Here is a 20,174-nt window from a genome sequence, read left to right as displayed (position 1 = left end):
GAGCGGCCGGCCGGCACAAATGGGAGGCGAGCCGATGATTACTTACAAGAACATCCTCTATTGCACGGATTTCTCCGAGGACGCGGAGATAGCCCTGCACCACGCGGTGGACCTGGCCAAGCGCCACGGGGCCAAGCTGCACGTGCTGCACTGCCCCCACTCCACCCTGCGCTACATGCCCACCGAGACCAGCGAGGGGGCCGAACCCGGCGACGTGACCTACGCCTCGCCGGAGCTGCTGGCCGAGCTGACCGAGAAGCTCAAGGAGCGCTACGGCAAGCGCCTGGAGGGCCTGGACGTGGATTGGGTGGTCCGGGCGGGCACGCCGTTCGTGGAGATCCTGCGCTATGTGCGCGACAAGGACATCGACCTGGTGGTGATGGGCACGGTGGGCGCCTCGGCCGAGGAGGACACCCACTACGGCAGCACGGTGGAACAGGTGGCCAAGCGCTGCCCCTGCCACGTGATGGCCATACGCAATCCCGAGCGCCTGTACACCCTCCAGTCTTAAAGGGGAGACGGATCATGGCTAAGCGAGTTTTGGTGGTGGACGACGAGATGGACGTTCGCACCTTCATTTCCACCCTGCTGGACAGCAACGGCTACAAGGTGGTGGTGGCCGAAAACGGCGAGCAGGGCTGGGCCAAGTTCAACGAGATCAAGCCCGATCTGGTGACCCTGGACGTGATGATGCCCAAGGAGAGCGGCATCAAGATGTATAGGGACATCAAGACCGACCCGGCTTTCGCCGCCACTCCGGTGCTGATTATCAGCGGCCTGGCCAGAAAGACCTTCCTGCACTCGCAGAAGGTCTTGGACCAGTTCAAGAACCAGAGCGTGCCCGAGCCCGACGGCTACATAGAAAAGCCCCCCGAGCCCGAGGAGCTTCTGGGCGAGGTCAAGCGCATCGTCGGATAGACGCGAGGGGAGGAGGCCATGTCCCAGACCCAGCCAATTACTCAAGCCGCCCCCGCCCCCCCCTCGCCCGGCGAGGCCATATCGCCCGACGGCCGCTGGCTGGCCGAAGTCGAGACCGCCAGCGGGGTGAAGGCCGGGGCCTGCTACGGCTGTAAGAAGTGCTCCAACGGCTGCCCGCTCACTTTTGCCATGGACCTGCACCCCTATCAGGTGGTGCGCCTGCTCCAGTTCGGCCAGATGGAGCGCCTGGAGTCCTCGGCCACGGTGTGGGTATGCGCCTCCTGCCAGACCTGCCTCACCCGCTGCCCCAACCAGGTTGACCTGCCCCGGCTCATGGACTGGCTCAAGGAGCGCCTGCACGGGCGCGGGGCCGAGGTGGGCGAAAAGAACACCCGCCTTTTCCACGAGCTGTTCCTCAAGGGCGTGGCCAAGCGGGGCCGGGTCTTCGAAGGCGAGCTCATGGCCGGCTACATGCTGAGAACCGGCGGGGCCTTTGGCCCCGAGGCCGTCAAGAGCGCCCGCCTGGGCCTGACCATGCTCAAAAAAGGCCGCATGAAGCTTTTGCCCGCGCGCACCAAGGAGCGCCGCTGGCTGAAGGCGTTGTTTGCCCCGCCCCGGGGAGGAGGAGGTCATGACTCAGGTTAGCTACTATCCCGGCTGCTCGCTGGAAGCCACGGCCCGGGACTACGCCGAGAGCATCGAAGGCGTGACCCAGGCCCTGGGCATCGAGCTGAAGGAGCTGCCCGACTGGAACTGCTGCGGGGCCAGCGCGGCCCACAGCCTGGACCACCGGGCGGCCCTGAACCTGGCGGCGCGCAACCTGGCCCAAGCCATCGACGCACCCTCCCCCCTGGTTGTCCCCTGCGCCCTCTGCTACAACCGCTTGGCCAGCGCCCGCTGCGAACTGATCGAAGACGACACCCTGATAATCGACGAGATACGCGCCCTGGGCGACGACTACGGCCTGGTTCAGGTGTTGGAGCTCAACGAGTACCTCACCAAGCCGGAGATGATCGCCCGCGCCCAAGAGGCCGCCCGCGAGGACCTGAGCGGGCTAAAGGCGGTGTGCTACTACGGCTGCCAGGGTCAGCGCCCGCCCCGGGTTACCGGCCAGGTGGACTACGAGAACCCCATGGGCCTGGACAACATGCTGGAGGCTTTGGGCGTTCAGGTCCTGGACTGGCCCTTCAAGACCGACTGCTGCGGGGCCTCCCACTCCATCGCCCGGCCGGACCTGGTGCACACCCTAGTGGCCAAGCTCTACGGGCGGGCCCTGGAGCAAGGGGCCAACTGCATCGTCACCGGCTGCCAGATGTGCCAGGCCAACCTGGACATGTATCAAGAGGAGATCGCCCAAGAGATGGGGCGTCCGGTTTACCTGCCCGTCCTCTACTTCACCGAAGTCATGGGCCTGGCCCTGGGCCTAGGGCAAGCGCCCCGCTGGCTGGGGCGGCACCTGGTGAGCCCCAAGGGCCTGCTGGAGCGGGCCGGGCTTCCCCGCCAGGTATGGGAGCGGCTATGAGCGCTGAAGTCATCCCTCTGCAAGGCAAGCCTTCGGGCGCGGTGCTGGTGGCCGGGGCGGGGATCGCGGGCATGCAGTCGGCCCTGGACTTGGCCGACGCGGGCTATTTGGTCTATCTGGTGGAAAAGGACATCAGCATCGGCGGCATCATGGCCCGCCTGGACAAGACCTTCCCCACCAACGACTGCTCCACCTGCATGATCTCGCCCAAGCTCATCGAGGTGGCGGCCAACCCCAACATCAAGATCATCAGCCGAGCCACGGTGGAGGAGGTCTCCGGCCAGGCCGGCGACTTCACGGTGCGCGTAAGGAAAGAGCCCCGCTTCATCGATGAGGACGCCTGCACCGGCTGCGGGGAGTGCATCAAGGTCTGCCCGGTGGAGACCCCGGCCGACTTCAACCAGGGCCTCAACCCGCGCAAGGCCATCTACCGCCACTTCCCCCAGGCCATACCCAGCGCCTTCGCGGTGGACAAGCTGGGGGCGAGCCCCTGCAAGAACGCCTGCCCGGCCCGCATCAGCGTGCAGGGCTACGTGGCCCTCATCGCCCAGGGGCGCTATCGCGAGGCCCTGGCCCTGATCCGCAAGGACAACCCCCTGCCCGCGGTCTGCGGCCGGGTGTGCCCCCAGCCCTGCGCCCTGGCCTGCGCCCGGGCCGAGGTGGACGAGGCCATCGCCATCCGCGACCTGAAGCGCTTTGTCACCGACTGGGAGGTGGCCCAGGGCGAGATGGACCTGCCCCAGTGCAAAGAGCCGCGCGGGGAGAAGATCGCCATCGTGGGCGCGGGCCCGGCCGGGCTCAGCGCGGCCTACTACCTGGCCCTCAACGGCTTCGGAGTCACCATCTTCGAGGCCCTGCCCGTGGCCGGAGGCATGCTCCGGGTGGGCATCCCGGACTACCGCCTGCCCCCCGAGGTGCTGGACTACGAGATCGCCTACATCCAAAAGCTGGGCGTGGAAATTCGCCTGAACACCGCCCTGGGGCGCGAGGTGACCCTGGCCCAGCTCAAGGAGCAGGGCTATGCCGCTCTGTTCATGGGCGTGGGCGCGCACAAAGGCCTGCGCCTGGGGGTGGAGGGCGAGGATCTGGCCGGGGTGCAAAGCGGGGTGGATTTCCTGCGCGAGGCTGCCCTGGGCCGGGCCGAGAAGCCCGGCGACAAGGTGGTGGTGATCGGCGGGGGCAACGTGGCCATCGACGCAGCCCGCACCGCGCTCCGCCTGGGCAGCCAGGAAGTGACCATCCTCTACCGCCGCACCCGCGAGCAGATGCCCGCCTATGCCGAGGAAATCGAGGACGCCCTGGCCGAGGGGGTGGAGATCGTCTATCTGGCCGCGCCGGTGCGTTTCACCGAGAAGCGCGGCCGCCTGGCCGGGGTGGAGGTCATCGCCATGGAGCTGGGTGAGGCCGACGCCTCGGGCCGCCGCAGGCCAATGCCAATGGAGGGCTCCAACCACGTCATCGAGGCGGACGGGGCCATCAGCGCCATTGGCCAGCAGCCTGACCTGGGGTTCCTGGACCCCGCGGACCAGATCGCGGCCAGCCGCTGGGCCCGCCTGGAGGCGGACCCGGTGAGCCTGCAATGCTCCCTGCCCTGGGTCTACGCGGGCGGCGACGCGGTGACCGGCCCGGCCACGGCGGTGGAGGCCATTGCCCATGGCAAAGAGGCGGCGGAGAGTATCCGGCGCTTCTTGGATGGCGAGGACTTGAGCGTCGGCCGCCAGGAGAGCCGCCCCCAGGCCAAGGCCGGCATTGAGGGCATCAAGCCCTCGCCCCGGCTCAAGCCGCCCCACCGCGCCCCCAATGACCGCCGTGGCGACTTCGCCGAGGTGGTGGGGCCCTACAGCGAGGCCGACGCCAAGGCCGAGGCGGCGCGCTGCCTTTCCTGCGGCATCTGCTCGGAGTGCTACCAGTGCCTGGAGGTGTGCCAGGCTCAGGCCATTCACCACGAAATGGAGCCCAGCGAGCTGGAGCTCAAGGTGGGGGCGCTGTTGTTAGCCCCGGGCTTCAAGCCATTCGACGCGCGCCTCCGGGCCGAGTACGGCTATGGCCGCTACCCCAACGTGCTCACCGCCCTGGAGTTCGAGCGGGTGCTCAGCGCCAGCGGCCCCTTTGGTGGGCACGTGAAGCGCCCCGGCGACGGGGCCGAGCCCAAGCGGGTGGCCTGGATCCAGTGCGTGGGCTCCCGCGACGCCTCCCTGGGCCGCGATTACTGCTCCTACGTGTGCTGTATGTACGCCACCAAGCAGGCCATCATCGCGGCCGAACATTTGCCCGGCCTCAAGAGCACGGTTTTCTACATGGACATCCGGGCCCAGGGCAAGGGCTTCGACCGCTACTACGAGCGGGCCCGCGACGAGCACGGGGTGCGCTATCTGCGCTCCCTGCCCAGCCGCATCATCGAAGACCCGCTCACCGGCGACCTGGAGATCAGCTACTTCGACGCCCAGGACCAGCTGATCACCGAGAGCTTCGACATGGTGATCCTCTCGGTGGGCCTGAGCCCCCACCCCGACGCCAAGGCCCTGGCCACGGCCGCCGGAGTGGAGACCGACCGCTTCGGCTTCGCGGCCCGCGCGGGGCTGAACCCCCTGGAGACCAGCCGGAAAGGGGTCTACGTGTGCGGCGTGTTCCAGGCGCCGCGCGACATCCCGGACACGGTGATGCAGGCCTCCGGCGCGGCGGCCCAGGCCGGGGAGCTCTTGGCCCCGGCGCGGGGCAGCGAGGTGAGCGCCCTGGAGTTCCCGCCCGAACGCGAAAAGAGCGGCCAGGAGGCGCGGGTGGGCGTGTTCGTGTGCCACTGCGGCATCAACATCGGCGGGGTGGTGGACGTGCCCGGCGCGGTGGAGTACGCCAACCAGCTGCCCGGGGTGGTGCACGCCGAGGAGTTCCTCTTCACCTGCTCCACCGACAGCCAGGAGAAAATGGCCAAGGTCATCGAGGAGGAAGGGCTCAACCGGGTGGTGGTGGCCTCGTGTAGCCCGCGCACCCACGAGAAGCTGTTCCAGGACACCCTGAAGCGCGCCGGCCTGAACCCCTACCTCTTCGAGATGGCCAACATCCGCGACCAGTGTTCCTGGGTGCACCAAGGCGACCACGGCGCGGCCACGGTCAAGGCCGAGGACCTGATCCGCATGTCCGTGGCCCGGGCCGGGGTGCTAACGCCCCTGCACCAGCTGCCCATGCGGGTGGAGCAGAGCGCCTTGGTCATCGGCGGGGGTCCGGCGGGGCTCACCGCCGCGCTGAGCCTGGCCGAGCAGGGCTTCGAGACCCACCTGGTGGAGCGAAGCGACCGGCTGGGCGGCCTGGCCCGGCGGCTGCACGCCACGGTGGAGGGCTTCGAGGTGCGGCCCTGGCTGGATGATCTCGTGGACCGGGTGACCCACCACGGCCTGATCCGGGTGCACCTGGAGAGCGAGGTCAAGGAGACCCGGGGCCTGGTGGGCAACTTCGTGAGCCAGCTACAGGGCGCGGGCAAGAGCCGGGAGATACGCCACGGGGCCACGGTGGTGGCCACCGGCGCGGCGGAGTACGAACCCAGCGAGTACCTGGGCGGCCAGGACCCGCGGGTTACCACCCAGCTAAGCCTGCACGAGGAGCTGCACCACGACCCCGCCGTGCTGGAGGGGGTGGAGCGGGTGGTTATGATCCAGTGCGTGGGCTCCCGCGAGCCGGAGCACTCCTACTGCTCGCGCATCTGCTGCACCTCGGCGGTGGCCAACGCCATCGCCATAAAGGAGGCCAAGCCCGAGGCCTCGGTGAGCATCCTCTTCCGCGACATCCGCACCTTCAGCCTCAAGGAGCTCTACTACCAGAAGGCCCGCGATCTGGGGGTGAACTTCATCCGCTTCGACCCCGAGGCCCCGCCCCAGGTGAGCCCCGGCGAAGAGGCCCTGGAGGTGATGGTCTACGACCAGATCCTGCACGAGTGGATCGTGCTCAAGGCCGACCGCCTGGTGCTGAGCGCGGCGGTGCGGCCCAACGAGGACGCCCATGCCTTCGCCAGCCGCCTCAAGCTGCCCCTGGACGCGGACGGCTTCTTCATGGAGGCGCACCTCAAGCTGCGGCCCGTGGACTTCACCGGCGCGGGATTCTTCATGGCCGGCGCGGCCCACGGCCCCAAGTTCCTGGAGGAGGTGATCAGCCAGGCCAAGGCGGCCGCCGCCCGCGCGGCGGTGATCCTCAGCCAAGCGGAGATGATGGTGGGCGGCGAGGTGGCGGTGGTGGACGCCGAGCGCTGCGTGGCCTGCCTCACCTGCGTGCGAACCTGCCCCTACGGAGTGCCCCGGATCAACGACGAGGGCGTGGCCTACATCGACCCCGCCGCCTGCCAGGGCTGCGGCAACTGCGCCAGCGCCTGCCCCCGCAAGCTGATCCAGGTGCAGCACCACACGGACGATCAAATCCTGGCCAAGGAGATGGCCTTGTAAAGGCGAGGAAACCAAGTGGGTGAAAAATACGAGCCCAAGATACTGGCCCTGATCTGCACCTACTGCACCTACACCGCCGCCGACATGGCAGGCTCCATGCGCCTGCAATACCCCCCCAACGTCCGCGTGATCAAGCTTCTGTGCACCGGCAAGGTGGACGTGATGTATCTGCTGGCCGCCTTTCGGGCCGGCGCGGACGCGGTGATGGTCTCGGGCTGCGAGATCGGGGACTGCCATTTTCTGGAGGGCAACCTCAGGGCCAAGGAACGGGTGGCCCACGCCAAGGCGCTCTTGGACGAGCTGGGCCTGGGCGGGGACCGGCTGGAGATGTTCCACATCGGGGCCTCGGACGCGCCCAAGTGGGCCGAGGCGGTCTCCATGATGACCCGCCGCGCCTTGGAACTTGGACCCAACCCCTTGCGCGGCCGCCGGGCGGCGGCAGCGGCGCAAGGCGAAAGAGAGCTGTCGGCATGATCGTAGCGGAGCGAAAGCCGTTCGAGGAGATAGCCCAGTCCGTGGCGGGCTTCCGCCGGGTGCTGGTGGCCGGCTGCGGCACCTGCGTGGCGGTTTGCCTCACCGGCGGCGAAAAAGAGGCGGGCATCCTGGCCGCCCAGCTGGACATCGCCGCCCAGTTGGGCGAGCGGGAGCAGGCCTTCAGCGTGGGCTGCGTGGAGCGCCAGTGCGACCGGGAGTTCCTGGAGGAGCTGGCTCCCCAGGTGGAACAGGCCGACGCGGTGCTCTCCCTGGCCTGCGGGGCGGGCATCCAGTTTTTGGCCGAGCAGTACCCCGAGGTGCCGGTGCTGGCCGGGGTGAACACCACCTTCATCGGCATCAACGACGACGTGGGGGTGTGGCAGGAGAAGTGCCGCTCCTGCCGCGACTGCGTGCTGACCCTCACCGGCGGCATCTGCCCGGTGACGCTGTGCCCCAAGGGCATGCTCAACGGCCCCTGCGGCGGGGGCGAGGACGGCAAGTGCGAGACCGACCCGGAGCGCGACTGCGCCTGGGCCCTGATCGCCGCGCGCCTGGAGCGCACCGGCCGCCTTGGGGGCCTCGAGGACATCGTGCCCGCCCGCGACCGCCGCAATGCCCTGCCCGGCAAACAGGTGCATCCCGCCTATGAACGGAGGTACAGCGCCCATGAGTAAGCTCGCCGAGGCCATGCAGGGTGGCAAGTTCGTCCTGACCGTGGAGCTGGACCCGCCCCGGGGCCCGGACCTGAAGCCCCTCACCGAGCTGGCCGGGGCTCTGGCCGAGAAGGCCGACGCTTTGGTGCTGGGCGACAACCGGGGCGCCAAGGCCCGCATGAGCCCGGTGTTGGCCGCGCATCACCTCATAAGGCACGCGGGCGCCGAGGTGGTGGTGACCCTCACCTGCCGCGACCGCAACCGCCTGGCCCTGACCAGCGAGATGCTGGCCGCGGCCGCGGGCGGGGTGCGAAACCTGCTCCTGGTCAGCGGCGACTTCACCACCCTGGGCGACCAGCCAGGCTCCCAGCCGGTGTACGACCTGGACTCGGTACAGGCGCTCATGCTGGCCTCGGAGCTGGCCCAAGGCCGCGACCTGGCCGGGGAGATCGAAGGCAAGGCCGAGTTTTATTTGGGAGCGGTCTTGGCCCCGGACAGCGCCTTGATGGCCATGCAGGCTATCAAGCTGAACAAGAAGTCCCGGGCCGGAGCGGAGTTTTTCATCACCAAGCCCATCAAAAGCGCCGAGGGCCTGGCGGCCCTTTTGGCCGAGGCGGACGTGGCGCGGGAGCGGGTGTTGGCCGGGGTGGAGCTGGGGCCGGAGGACGACCCGGCCTGGGCCCGGGAGCTGGTGGGGGAGATGAAGGGCCAGGGTCTGGCCGCAGGGGTGCATTTGTCCTGCCCGGAGAAGCAGAGCCGCCTGCCCGAACTGGCCGGCCAATTGGGGCTATGAGCCGTTAAGGAGCGCCGCGAGCATGGCTGAGAAACAGGTCTTGGTGATTGGAGGCGGGGTGGCCGGGGCCACCGCCGCCCTGGAGCTGGCCGGGCAAGGGGTGCCGGTGCACCTGGTGGAGCGCGACGACTTTCTGGGGGGCCACGCCGCCTGGCTGGCCTGCAAGGCCGCCGAGCAGTGCCTCAAGTGCAACGGCTGCGTCTCCGAGCCCCGCCTGGCCGCCCTGCCCGGGCATCCCTTGATAACCGTGCACCGCCGGGCCGAGGTGAAACGGCTCAGCGAGTCGGGCGGGGGCTTTCGCGCCCTGATCGCCCAGCGCCCGGCTTACATCGACCAGGAGCGCTGCACCGCCTGCGGCCTGTGCCTGGAGGCCTGCCCCGCCCTGGAAGACGGGGCCATACGGCGTCCCCGCCTGGCCGCCGAAGCCCCCCGCCTGGCCATCGACCCGGAGCAGTGCCTGTTTTTCAAGGACGGCCGCTCCACGGTGTGCCGGGATGTTTGCCCCGAGGAGGCCATCGACTTCGGCCGCCAGGGGAGCGAGAGCGAGCTGGAGGTGTCGGCCCTGGTCTTGGCCACCGGGTTCACCCCCTTTGACCCCACCCCGCGCCAGCGCCTGGGCTACGGCCGCTTCCCGGAGGTGATCACCGCCCTGGAGCTGGAAGAGATGCTCAGGCGCGAGGGCCTGGCCCTTCGGCCCAGCGACGGCCGCCTGGCCCGCAAGGTGGCCTTCATCCAGTGCGTGGGCTCGCGGGAGGTGGCGGGCAACAACTACTGCTCGCGGGTGTGCTGCGGCTACGGCCTGCGCCTGGGCCGGGCCCTGAGCGGCCGCCAGGGCTGCGAGGTGGCCATGTTCTACATGGACCTGCAGAGCTTCGGCCACGCGGTGGATGAGTTTTTGGACGCGGCCCACAGCGAACTGCGCCTGGTGCGCTCCATGCCCTATGACGTGTACGCCCATCCCGGCGGCGGCCTCCGGGTGGAATACCAGCCCGGCGAGGGGCAGCCGCCGGTGAGCGAGCCCTTCGACCTGGTGGTGCTCAGCGTGGGGCTGAGCCCCAACCCGGCCAACCAGGCCCTGGCCGAGCTGACCGGGGCGGAGTTGGACGGGGCGGGATTCTTGGCCGGGGGCGAACGCGAGGGGGTGTTCCTGGCCGGCACGGCCCTGGGGCCCATGGACGTGGCCGAGGCGGTGGCCTCGGCCGGGCGGGCGGTGGAGCAGACCCTGGGCTACCTGGAGGAGATGCGGCCATGAGCACGGCGGGCCGGGTGGGCGTCTTCTTGTGCCAGGGCGGGCGGGGAACCGCCGATTCCCTGGAGTTCAAGCAGTTGCGCTGGGCGGCGGAGGCCACCTCGGACGCGGTGTTCACCGTGGCCCAGAGCTGCCAGGCCGAGGGCGCGGCGGCCATCGCCAGGCGCATCAAGGAGCTGGGGCTCAGCGCGGCGCTGGTGGGAGCCTGCCCCCTGCTGCACCATCCCGGCAGCCTGAGCCGGGCCTTGGCCGCCGAGGGCCTGGACCCGGAGATGGCCACGGTGCTGGACCTCTGCGCCAAACCCGAGGGGCAGGCCAGCGGGGCCTGCGCGGTGGCGCCGGGCGCGTCGGCCGCCTTGGACCAGGCCCTGTGCGGCCTGGAGTTCAGCCCGGCCCTGGCTCTGGAAGAAATGCCGGTGAGCACCCGGGTGCTGGTGGTGGGCGCGGGGCTGGCCGCGCTTCTGGCCGCGCGCGAGATGCTGAACGCGGGCTACCAGGTGGCTCTGCTCAGCCCCGGCAAGCGCCTGGCCCCTCCCGAGCCCCTGCTGGGGCCCGAGGCGGCCGCCCGAGCCGCCGAGCTGGCCCATGGCCTGGAAGAGGCCGAGGGATTGAGCCTGTTCCGCCAGGGTCGTTTGCTGTCCCTGAGCGGCACGGCGGGGCAGTTCAGAGCCCGCATCCAGGATCGGGGCGGCGAGAGCCACCAGGTGGAGCTGGGCGGAGTGGTGGTGGCCCAGGGGCCGCCCCAGGCCCTCAACCTGCCCCCGGGCATCGCGCCCGGCGAGCGGGTGGTGTCGCTCAGCGAGCTGGTGGGCCTCAGCGCCGCGCCGGAGCACCTGAAAAAGCGCCTGGGAGAGGGGCCGCTCAAGGTGGCCCTGGCCGTGGGGCTGGCTAAGCAATCCGACCCCCTGACCCTGCGCGCGGCGGTGCAGGCGGCAATGGAGCTGGCCGGGAACCCGGCCAACCGGGTGGTGCTGTTCACGGGCAACGCCAAGGTGGCCGGGCCGGGGCTGGAGGCCCTGACCCAGGAGGCCCGCGCCCAAAGCGTGGTGATGGTCAAGTTCACCCAGGGCGGCCTGCGGGCGGCTGAGGGCGGAGCGCGCCTGGCCCTGGAGTGGGACGAGGAAATCCTGGGCCGGGTAATGGCCGACGAGTTCGACCTGCTGGCCGTGGACCAGGTGTCCGTGCCGGACGCGGCCTACGCCGCACTGGCCCATACCCTGGGCCTGGGCGTGGGGCGCGACGGCTCCTTGCAGCCCGAGGGGGTGGGCGCCCTGCCCGTGGCCAGCGGCCGGGGCGGGGTGTGGCTGGTGGGCCCAGCCCGGGGCCAGGGTGAGCCCGGCCGCTGGGCCGACGAGGCGGCCGAGGCGGCGCGGCAGGCCCGGGAGCTGCTGGGCCAAGGCGAGCCCCTGGCCCAGACCGGCCGGGTGAGCGTGGACCGCAAGCGCTGCACCATCTGCCTCACCTGCGTGCGGGTATGCCCCCAGGGGGCCATGGACCGCCTGCACCGCAGGCCTCTGAGCAACCCTCTGGTGTGCACCGCCTGCGGCACCTGCGCGGCGGAGTGCCCCATGGAGGCGATCCAGATCGCCGGCCTGGAGGACCAACGCTACGAAAGGGAGATAGGCGCGGCCGGGGGCCGGAGTAGCGGCCTGGGCCCGGCCACGGAACGGGGCCTGTTGGTCTTGGCCTGCGCCAACAGCGCGGCCCCGGCCCTGCACGCCGCCCGCCTGAGCGGCGCGGCCCTGCCCTCCGGGGCGCGGGTGGTCAGGGTGCCCTGCGCGGGCAAGGTGGACCTGGACATGGTATTGGAAGGCCTGCGGCGGGGCTTCGACGGGGTGCTCATGCTGGCCTGCCACCCGGACGCCTGCCAGTCCCTGGGCGGCAACACCTGGGCCGCGCGGCGCTGGGAGCACCTGGGCAACCTGCTGGCCGAAAGCGGCCTGGGGGCGGAGCGCCTGTTCCGGGCCGGGGTGGCCCCCAGCCAGGCGCGGGAGGCCATGCGGGCGGTGGAGCGGGCCGCCGAGGCCCTGGGCGAGCTGGGGCCCAGCCCGCTCAAGACCAGCGCGCGGGTGCGGGAGATGCTCGGCCGCTTCACCCTGGAGATGGATGACACCTTCGCGATTGTGAGCTAGTTCCGCCGCCCTCAACGCCCTGTGAAAAAATACGCAAAATGGCCCTTTGCTTCTTCCCAATGACGGGTGGGAAATGGTATGCCTTAAGGCGACTGCCCTACCCTCCCCGGGCTGGGTTCCCGCCCCGCCGCCCCAGGGCGTGGTTATTGGGCTTCAACGCCTAAGTGCGCGAAATAAATTCAAGTGCGCCCCCGGGTCCGCCCTGGTGGGGCCGCCTTTGTGAACAACGTGACCAACAGCTAAGGAAAGGTCAGCCATCTGATGTCTGATACCGAATTACACACTTGGCGGCGGCCTCCCCACCGGGAGGCTCTGGCCGCGGCGGCGCTGGAAAAAGCGGCCGCCCAAGGCGCCATCCGGGCCGTGATGGGCTCGGAGGGCGTTGAGGTGATAGACCCCTCGGTGAACCCGGTGGATCTGGCGCGAGCCTATGTTGAATTGGCCCGGGACATGTCCTGCGGCCAGTGCTTCCCCTGCCGCCTGGGCACCCAGCGCCTGGCCGAGGCCATGGGCCGCATCTGCGCCGGCCAGGGCCTGCCCACCGACCTAGCCACCCTGGAGACCCTCTCCGCCCAGATCAGCGACACCGCCCGCTGCGACATCGGCCGCACCCTGGCCAAGCCCCTGGCCGACCTGCTGGCCGCCCGGCGCGACGCCTTCGAGGCGGCCATCGCGGCCGGGGAGCCGGTGGAGCGGGGCCAGTACGAGACCCTGGTCACCGCGCCCTGCATAAACGCCTGCCCCTCCCACGTGGACGTGCCGGCCTACATCGAGGGCATCCGCCTGGGCAACCTGGACAAGGCCATGGCCGCCGTGCGGCGCGACTGCCCCATGCCCGGCACCATCGGCCGGGTGTGTGTGCGCCCCTGCGAGGCCAACTGCCGCCGCTCCCGCCTGGACGAACCTCTGGCCATTCGCTCGCTCAAGCGCTTCTTGGCCGACGAGGAGATGGCCGGAGCCATCGCTCCGCCGGAGGCTCCGGCCGCGCACAAACAGGCCAAAATCGCGGTGGTGGGCGCCGGGCCGGCGGGCCTTTCCTGCGCCTACTACCTGGGCCAGCTGGGCTACAAGAGCACCATCTTCGAGGCCCAGGAAGCCCCGGGCGGCATGGCCGCTTTCGGCATTCCCACCTACCGCCTGCCCCGCTCGGTGATCGGCTTCGAGGCCTCCCAGGTGGAGCGCATGGGCTCGGAGATCCGCTACGGGGTGCGCGTGGGCGAGGACATCACCCTGGAGGAGCTGGGCAAGGATGGCTACCAGGCCGTGTTCATCGGCGTGGGCGCGCCCGAGGCGGGCTCCATGCGCTGCGAGGGCGAGGACGCCGGGCACCAGTGCTTCATGACCGGCGTGGAGTTTTTGGCCAAGGCCTCGCGCGGCCAGAAACCCCTGGAGGGCAAGAAGATGCTGGTCATCGGCGGGGGCAACGTGGCCATGGACTGCGTGCGCACCGGCCGCCGCCTGGGCTTCGACACGGTGCACCTGCTCTACCGCCGCACCGAGGCGGAGATGCCCGCCGATCCGGTGGAGATCAAAGAGGCTAAGGAAGAGGGCGTGGAGTTCCACTACCTCATCGCGCCCACCAAGGTCTTGGCCGAGAACGGCAAGGTGAGCGGCCTGGAGTGCCTGAAAATGGAACTGGGCGAGCCCGACGCCTCGGGACGCCGGCGGCCCGTGCCGGTGAAGGGCTCGGAGTTCGTCATCGAGTGCGACGCCATCATCCCGGCGGTGGGCCAGATCTGCGTGGTGGATTGTGTCTTGCCCGACGCCAGGCACGTCACCGACTGGAAGACCCTGGTGGTGGACGAGGCGACCTTCCAGAGCAAGGACGCGAGCCTGTTCGGCGGCGGCGACTGCGTGACCGGGCCCAGCACCCTGATCGGGGCCCTGGCCGCGGGCAAGAAGGCCGCCCGCTTCATCTCCCAGCAGCTGGAATCAGGCTCCTGCGCCCTGAGCGAGCGCCACCTCTTGGAGAAGTTGGTGGAGGGCCTGGGAGTCTACGACCCCAGCGAGACCTTCGCCTTCCCCGGCCGAGGGGAGCGCCTGGAGCTCCCCACCATGGACCCCGGTGAGCGCGTGCAAAGCTTCGCCGAGGTGGAGGGCGGCACGAGCAAAGCCGAGGCCCGCAAGGAGGCCGAGCGCTGCCTGCGCTGCTACCGTCTGGCCGTGGCCGCCGTGGCCCCGGCCGCAACGAGGAGTTAGCATCATGGCTCAGATGAAAATAAACGGACAAAGCGTAGCCTTTGAGCCGGGCCAAAGCGTCCTGCAAGCGGCCCAGGCCAACGGCATCAAGATACCCACCCTGTGCTACCTGGCCGAGGCCACCCCGACGGGGGTGTGCCGCATGTGCGTGGTGGAGGTGGTCGGGGCCGACCGGCTGCTGCCCTCCTGCGACACCCCGGCCGGCGAGGGCATGGAGGTGATCACCGACAGCCCCCGCGTCACCGAGGCGCGCAAGGCCATCCTGGAGATGCTCCTGGCCAGCGGCGAGCACAACTGCCTGCTCTGCGAGGCCAACGGCGAGTGCAAGCTGCAAGCCCTGGCCTATGAGTACGGCCTGGAGGCCCCGGCGACCCTGCCCGCCAAGGCGGAGTTCCCCCTGGACGATGACTACCCGGTGATCACCCGGGACTTCTCCAAGTGCATCCTCTGTGGCCGCTGCGTGCAGGCCTGCAACGAGGTGCAGGTCAACCTGGCCATCCCCGCCCCCTGGGGCCCGCGCCAGGACCAGGAGCCGGACAAGGGCTGGTTCCCCCTGGTGGACTACGAAAACTGCACCCACTGCGGCCAGTGCGTGCAGGCCTGTCCGGTGGGGGCGCTCACCGAGAAGAAGGCCAAGGGCAAGGGCCGCTCCTGGGAGACCAAGAAGGTGCGCACCACCTGCCCCTACTGCGGGGTGGGCTGCCAGCTCTGGCTGCACGTGAAGGACAACCAGATCATCAAGGTCACTGCCGTGGAGGACGCTCAGCCCAACCGGGGCCGTTTGTGCGTGAAGGGCCGCTTCGGCTACGACTTCATCCACAGCCCCGAGCGCCTGACCACGCCGCTGATCAAGGAGAACGGCGAGTTCCGCGAGGCGAGCTGGGACGAGGCCCTGGACCTGGTGGCCGAGCGCTTCATGGAGATAAAGAAGGAGCACGGTCCCGACTCCATCGCCGGGGTCAGCTGCGCGCGCAGCACCAACGAAGACTCCTATAACATGCAGAAACTCTTCCGCGCGGTGATCGGTACGAACAACATCGATCACTGCGCACGAACCTGACACGCTCCCACTGTCGCCGGTCTGGCGACTTCTTTCGGCTCCGGGGCCATGACCAACAGCTTTGCCGACTTTGACAAGGCCAAGATGTTCTTCATCATCGGCTCCAACATGACCGAGGCCCACCCCGTGGCGGCCACGTTCGTGAAGAACGCGGTAAACAACGGGGCCAAGATGATCCTGGTGGACCCCCGGCGCACCGCGCTGGCGGAGTTTGCCACCATGCACCTGCCCCTCAAGGTGGGCAGCGACATCGCCCTGTTGAACGGGCTGATGCACGTGCTCATCAAAGAGGACCTCTACGACAAGGAATACGTGAAGAGCTGCACCGTGGGCTTCGAGGAGCTCAAGGCCGCGGTGGAGAACTACCCGCCCGAGCGGGCGGAGGAGATCAGCGGCATCCCGGCGGAGACCATCGTGGAGGTGGCCCGCCTGATGGCCGCCAACAAGCCGGCCATGCTCATGTACACCTTGGGCATCACCGAGCACACCTGCGGCGTGAACAACGTGATGTCCTGCGCCAACTTCCAGATGCTTCTGGGCAACGTGGGCTTCGAGTGCGGCGGCGTGAACCCGCTGCGCGGCCAGAACAACGTGCAGGGGGCCTGCGACATGGGCGCGCTGCCCAACGTGTACCCCGGCTACCAGAAGGTCACCGACCCCGACGCCAAGGCCAAGTTCGAGAAGGCCTGGGGCGTGGAATTGGACGACAAGCTGGGCATGATGATGCCGGCCATGTTCGACGGCCTGGGCGACGGCAAGGTCAAGGGCATGTACATCTTCGGCGAGAACGTGGCCAACACCGAACCGGACATCACCCATGTGGAGCACTGCATGGAGCACGCCGAGTTCATCGTGTGCAACGACATCTTCCATACCGAAACCACCCGCTTCGCGGACGTGGTCTTGCCGGCCACGGCCTGGAGCGAGGACGACGGCACCTTCACCAACAGCGAGCGCCGGGTGAACCGGGTGCGCAAGGCGGTGGAGGCTCCCGGGGATGCCAAGCCCAACTGGTGGATCTTCAAGGAGATCGCCAAGCGCATGGGCCAGGAGTGGGAGTCGAACAGCGGCCAGGAGATCTGGGACAACGAGGTATCCATGCTGGCCCCGTCCATGACCGGCATCAAGTTCAGCCGCATCGAGGGAGACGGCTTGCAGTGGCCGGTGCCCGACCTGGATCACCTGGGCACCCCGTTCCTGCACAAGGACGGCTGCTTCACCTGCGGGCTGGGCAACTTCAAGCCCGCCGAGTGGACCCCGCCGGCCGAGGTGCCGGACGAGGAGTACCCCCTGGTGCTCAGCACCGGGCGTAGGCTCTACCACTATCACACCCGCACCCAGACCGGGCGCAGCGGCGGGCTCAACGAGCTTTTGGGCGAGGAGACGGCCGACATCTCCCTGGCCGACGCCAAAAAGCTGGGCATCGCCAACGGCGAGCGGGTGCGGCTCTCCTCGCGGCGCGGCTCCATCGAGCTCACCGCCAAGGTGACCCCCGAGGTGCAGGAAGGCATGGTGTGGATGGCCTTCCACTTCCGCGAGGCCTGCGCCAACTGGCTGACCAACGGGGTCTACGACCCGGTCTCCCAGACCGCCGAGTACAAGGCCTGCGCCGTCAAGCTGGAGAAGCTCTAGGCTCTAACCGAAACCCAACACAACGCCCCGGCGGGAACGCTCCCGCTGGGGCGTTTTTTTTGGGGGGCCAGGCCGGGCGAACGGGCGGAGCCGCCCAAGAAAAAGGGCTTAGGTGCAAGCACCTAAGCCCTGGGTATCCGTGGTGGAGCTGATCGGGATCGAACCGACGACCTCATGACTGCCAGTCATGCGCTCTCCCAGCTGAGCTACAGCCCCGGAGGGCTCTTTATCTATCAGAACCACGGGGGGTTGTCAACGTCTGGCCGGGCCGGAGTGCGTATTTGGCCCGCATTTCGTTGACCCCAAAGCGCCCATAATGTTACCTATAGACAACGTATTGTGATTTCGGAGGAAAATCAATGCCCCCCCAATGGTTCTCTCGGGCCCGCGTCGGCGATGTGGGGTTGTGGGAGCTTTTGGAACGAAAAAAACCGGGCGGCACCTTGGGTCAGGTGTCCAAGGTGCTCGATTTTCTCCATATGCAGCAAGGGCTTCTGGAACCCTACACCCCGGATTATCCCCTGGTGGAACCGGCCGAGCTGGCCCCGCCCTTTGATGCTCCGCTCATCGAACACCGCGATTTGCCCGCCTTTTCCATGATTGTGCTGGACCGGGCCCTGAGCTATCAGGACGAGGGCTTCCAGTACGACCAGTTTTTTGCCGAGGGCGACCCGCCCGACCGGAGCCTGGCCGCGGCCAACCGGGCCACCTTGCGGCGGCGCATGCCGCGCAACCTGGCCCCGGAGATGGAGAAAGCCCTGGGCCTGGGCGGCCCCACCCCGGTGCGGCGCTACGTGCAGCTGCTGCCCATGCTCATGGCCATGGACCGGGGGCATGTGTTGGCCCGCGACCAGGAGGGCCAGTTTCATTTGGCCGGGGTGTTCGCCTCGTTTCCCTCGGACCTGGACGGCGAAATAAAGCGCTTCGGCCGGAGGGTGGGCAAGTTCATCGCCGGGGACAACCAGTCCTACGCGGACAACCGCCAGTTCGTTTATAACTTTCTCATGGAGCAGACCGGCTTCCCCATCTGCGGGGAGCGCCACACCTCGGCCGCCCTGTTCGCCCGGCGGCTCACCCGCCGCAGGGAGCGCTACGTGGTCAAGGTGCTGGGCCACTCGGACCGGGCCATAACCACCCTGACCAGCCTGGGGGCCAAGGGCGGGCTGCCCCGGGTGGAAAAGACCGCCCTGGTCAGCGCCGGAGGCTGCACCAAGGCCGGGCACCAGCAACTGGCCGAGGGCGGCTATTACGTGGACCCCAAGCGCCGGGTGGTCCTGGTGCGGGTGCACTACACCCAGCACGCCTACCATCCGGCCAACGTGCTGGAGGACCGCGCCATGAGCGTGGCCGGCCAGGAGGTGATCCACCCCCAGAGCGGTGAGGCCCTGGGCGGGCTGGACGTGCTGGGGCTCAGCCAGGACCGGGTGCTGGTGTTGCAGGACATCGTGCGCGGCGAGTACGAAGGCAGCATCATCTACGCCGGCCGCGAGAGGCTGAGCAACACCGTTGACACCTCCACCCGGCTCAAGTTTCTCACCGCCTGGCTGCACAAGCACCGCAACATCCTGGCCGACTACAGCTCGGACCAGTTCGAGCGCTGCCTCAAGGTGGTCTATTCTTATCTGGAGGACCCGGCCCAAAGGACCGACCTGGAGCGCCACCCCTATCTGCACCAGGAGGCGCGCCAGTCGATCCGGGACGTGAAGTGGGCCCACCGCCTGCGCCTGATCGAAAAGCTGGTCAAGAACCGGGCCGACGCCTTTGGCCGCCAGTTCAAGCACGTGCAGATACTCATCATCCTCACCCACATCCTGGGCCAGGAGGGCGAGGATCTGGCCGCCCGCCACCCCCAGCAGCTGGACAAGCTGCTCACCATCTGCGAGGGGTACCTGAAAAACCCCTACCTGCGCCGCCGCTACCTCTCCAACGAGCCGGCCAACACCGTGGAGCGCGAGGTGGTGGGGCATTACAAGCTGCTCACCAACATGATCGAGCGATACCGGGGGATGCTGGCGCGTTGACGCCCCGGGAACTGGGGGCTAAACTTGGGTCGCCGCATGCTTGGAAAAACATATGAGCAGCCCCGGTCCCCACATCCCCGCCGCGCCTAAGCTGGTCGATCCCTTCGGACGCCGCCTGCACTACCTGCGCCTGTCCATCACCGACCTGTGCAACCTGCGCTGCGCCTATTGCATGCCCCCCGAAGGCATCGCCAAGCTGCCCCACGACCAGGTGCTGAGCCTGGAGGAGATGGCCCGGGTGGCCCGGGTGGCCGTGAGCCTGGGGGTGGACAAGATACGCCTGACCGGCGGCGAGCCGCTCTTGCGGCGCGGCCTGGGCCGCCTGCTGCGCGAGCTGGCCGCCATAGAGCCCCGCCCGGACCTTCGCCTGACCACCAACGCCCTGCTTTTGACCGAGCGCCTGCCGCTGCTCCTTGAGGCCGGGGTGTCCACGGTTAACGTGAGCCTGGACAGCCTGAAGCCCGAGGTCTACGGCCGGGTGACCGGCGTGGGCGAAGAACACGGGGCCGCCAAACTGGCCAAGGTTTGGCAGGGAATCGAGGCCGCCCTGGCCAGCGGCCGCATGGCGGTCAAGCTCAACGTGGTGCTCTTGGGCGGGGTGAACCAGGACGAGATCGAGGACTTCGCGGGGCTGACCCGCGAGATGCCCCTGGCGGTGCGCTTCATCGAGTACATGCCCGTGGGGCGCAATACGCCATTTTCGCAGGAGCGCTTCCTCTCGGCCGAGGAAGTGGTGCGCCGCCTGGGGGGCATGGGCGATCTGGAGATGCTGCCCGCCCGGCCCGGCGACGGACCGGCCCAGCGCATGCGCCTGGCCGGGGCTCCCGGCGAGCTGGGGGTGATCAGCGCCCTGTCCAGCCACTTCTGCGCCACCTGCAACCGCCTGCGCCTCTCGGCCGAGGGCAAGCTGGTGCCCTGTTTGTTCTCCGAGCTGGCCGTGGACCTTCGGCCCCTGCTGCGCCGGGGAGCCGACGACTCCGAGCTGGCCGAGGCCCTTATGGAGGCGGCCCGCATGAAACCCCGGGAGCACGACCAGGCCCCGGTGAGCGCCCACGCCGCGGGCTGCGCCATGTCCCGCCTGGGAGGCTGATTCC

The 20,174-nt window shown here is 68.9% G+C and carries 15 protein-coding genes and 1 tRNA gene; 15 read left to right on the top strand and 1 reads right to left on the bottom strand.

The genetic code is table 11. The features are described 5' to 3' along the window. The first annotated feature begins 34 nt into the window (after window positions 1–34). The 13 genes from KQH53_15770 to KQH53_15710 all read left to right on the top strand — a co-directional run bounded on the left by KQH53_15770 (window position 35) and on the right by KQH53_15710 (window position 17,059). A complete protein-coding gene (locus KQH53_15770; protein MCB2228138.1) occupies window positions 35–511 on the top strand; it encodes a universal stress protein in 477 nt (158 codons plus the stop codon). A gap of 14 nt (window positions 512–525) precedes the next feature. Further along, the gene (locus tag KQH53_15765) at window positions 526–918 is read left to right on the top strand and encodes a response regulator (GenBank protein MCB2228137.1); all 393 of its coding nucleotides are present in this window, start codon (window positions 526–528) and stop codon (window positions 916–918) included. An 18-nt stretch (window positions 919–936) separates the two neighbouring features. After that, window positions 937–1,563 carry a 4Fe-4S dicluster domain-containing protein gene (locus tag KQH53_15760; GenBank protein MCB2228136.1) on the top strand — a complete coding sequence of 209 codons (627 nt, stop codon included), beginning with the start codon at window positions 937–939 and terminating at the stop codon, window positions 1,561–1,563. Then, window positions 1,550–2,440: a CoB--CoM heterodisulfide reductase iron-sulfur subunit B family protein gene (locus KQH53_15755; GenBank protein MCB2228135.1), complete on the top strand. Its 891-nt coding sequence runs from the start codon at window positions 1,550–1,552 to the stop codon at window positions 2,438–2,440. Before KQH53_15760 ends, KQH53_15755 begins: the two co-directional genes overlap by 14 nt. Then, the gene (locus tag KQH53_15750; protein ID MCB2228134.1) at window positions 2,437–6,867 is read left to right on the top strand and encodes an FAD-dependent oxidoreductase; all 4,431 of its coding nucleotides are present in this window, start codon (window positions 2,437–2,439) and stop codon (window positions 6,865–6,867) included. Before KQH53_15755 ends, KQH53_15750 begins: the two co-directional genes overlap by 4 nt. 15 nt (window positions 6,868–6,882) lie before the next feature. Further along, window positions 6,883–7,341, top strand: a complete 459-nt coding sequence (locus KQH53_15745) for a hydrogenase iron-sulfur subunit (protein MCB2228133.1) — start codon at window positions 6,883–6,885, stop codon at window positions 7,339–7,341. Then, window positions 7,338–8,015 (top strand): methylenetetrahydrofolate reductase C-terminal domain-containing protein, encoded by a 678-nt coding sequence (locus KQH53_15740; protein ID MCB2228132.1) that lies wholly within the window; start codon window positions 7,338–7,340, stop codon window positions 8,013–8,015. The genes KQH53_15745 and KQH53_15740 overlap by 4 nt, the downstream gene beginning before the upstream one ends. Next, window positions 8,008–8,787: a methylenetetrahydrofolate reductase gene (locus KQH53_15735; GenBank protein ID MCB2228131.1), complete on the top strand. Its 780-nt coding sequence runs from the start codon at window positions 8,008–8,010 to the stop codon at window positions 8,785–8,787. Before KQH53_15740 ends, KQH53_15735 begins: the two co-directional genes overlap by 8 nt. A 22-nt stretch (window positions 8,788–8,809) precedes the next feature. Next, window positions 8,810–10,039: an FAD-dependent oxidoreductase gene (locus tag KQH53_15730; GenBank protein ID MCB2228130.1), complete on the top strand. Its 1,230-nt coding sequence runs from the start codon at window positions 8,810–8,812 to the stop codon at window positions 10,037–10,039. After that, window positions 10,036–12,168, top strand: coding sequence for a hydrogenase iron-sulfur subunit (locus tag KQH53_15725; protein ID MCB2228129.1), 2,133 nt, complete (start codon window positions 10,036–10,038; stop codon window positions 12,166–12,168). The genes KQH53_15730 and KQH53_15725 overlap by 4 nt, the downstream gene beginning before the upstream one ends. A gap of 261 nt (window positions 12,169–12,429) precedes the next feature. Beyond that, window positions 12,430–14,367: an FAD-dependent oxidoreductase gene (locus KQH53_15720; GenBank protein MCB2228128.1), complete on the top strand. Its 1,938-nt coding sequence runs from the start codon at window positions 12,430–12,432 to the stop codon at window positions 14,365–14,367. 4 nt (window positions 14,368–14,371) lie between these two features. Further along, window positions 14,372–15,427, top strand: coding sequence for a (2Fe-2S)-binding protein (locus KQH53_15715; GenBank protein MCB2228127.1), 1,056 nt, complete (start codon window positions 14,372–14,374; stop codon window positions 15,425–15,427). Between the two features lie 48 nt (window positions 15,428–15,475). Further along, window positions 15,476–17,059, top strand: coding sequence for a molybdopterin-dependent oxidoreductase (locus KQH53_15710; GenBank protein MCB2228126.1), 1,584 nt, complete (start codon window positions 15,476–15,478; stop codon window positions 17,057–17,059). 140 nt (window positions 17,060–17,199) lie between these two features. On the opposite strand, the gene KQH53_15705 is transcribed toward KQH53_15710, so the two are convergent. Continuing rightward, a tRNA-Ala gene (locus KQH53_15705) sits at window positions 17,200–17,275 on the bottom strand. A 200-nt stretch (window positions 17,276–17,475) separates the two neighbouring features. Here KQH53_15705 and KQH53_15700 point away from each other — a divergent pair. Then, complete coding sequence (locus KQH53_15700; GenBank protein ID MCB2228125.1) at window positions 17,476–19,080, top strand: hypothetical protein; 1,605 nt, start codon at window positions 17,476–17,478, stop codon at window positions 19,078–19,080. A 52-nt stretch (window positions 19,081–19,132) separates the two neighbouring features. Next, on the top strand, window positions 19,133–20,170 hold the full coding sequence (gene moaA / locus KQH53_15695) for a GTP 3',8-cyclase MoaA (GenBank protein MCB2228124.1): 1,038 nt from the start codon (window positions 19,133–19,135) through the stop codon (window positions 20,168–20,170). Window positions 20,171–20,174 lie beyond the last annotated feature (4 nt).

The sequence above is a fragment of the Desulfarculaceae bacterium genome (assembly GCA_020444545.1).
Taxonomy (GTDB): Bacteria; Desulfobacterota; Desulfarculia; order Desulfarculales; family Desulfarculaceae; genus Desulfoferula.
This window is presented reverse-complemented; position numbering and strand designations above follow the sequence as displayed.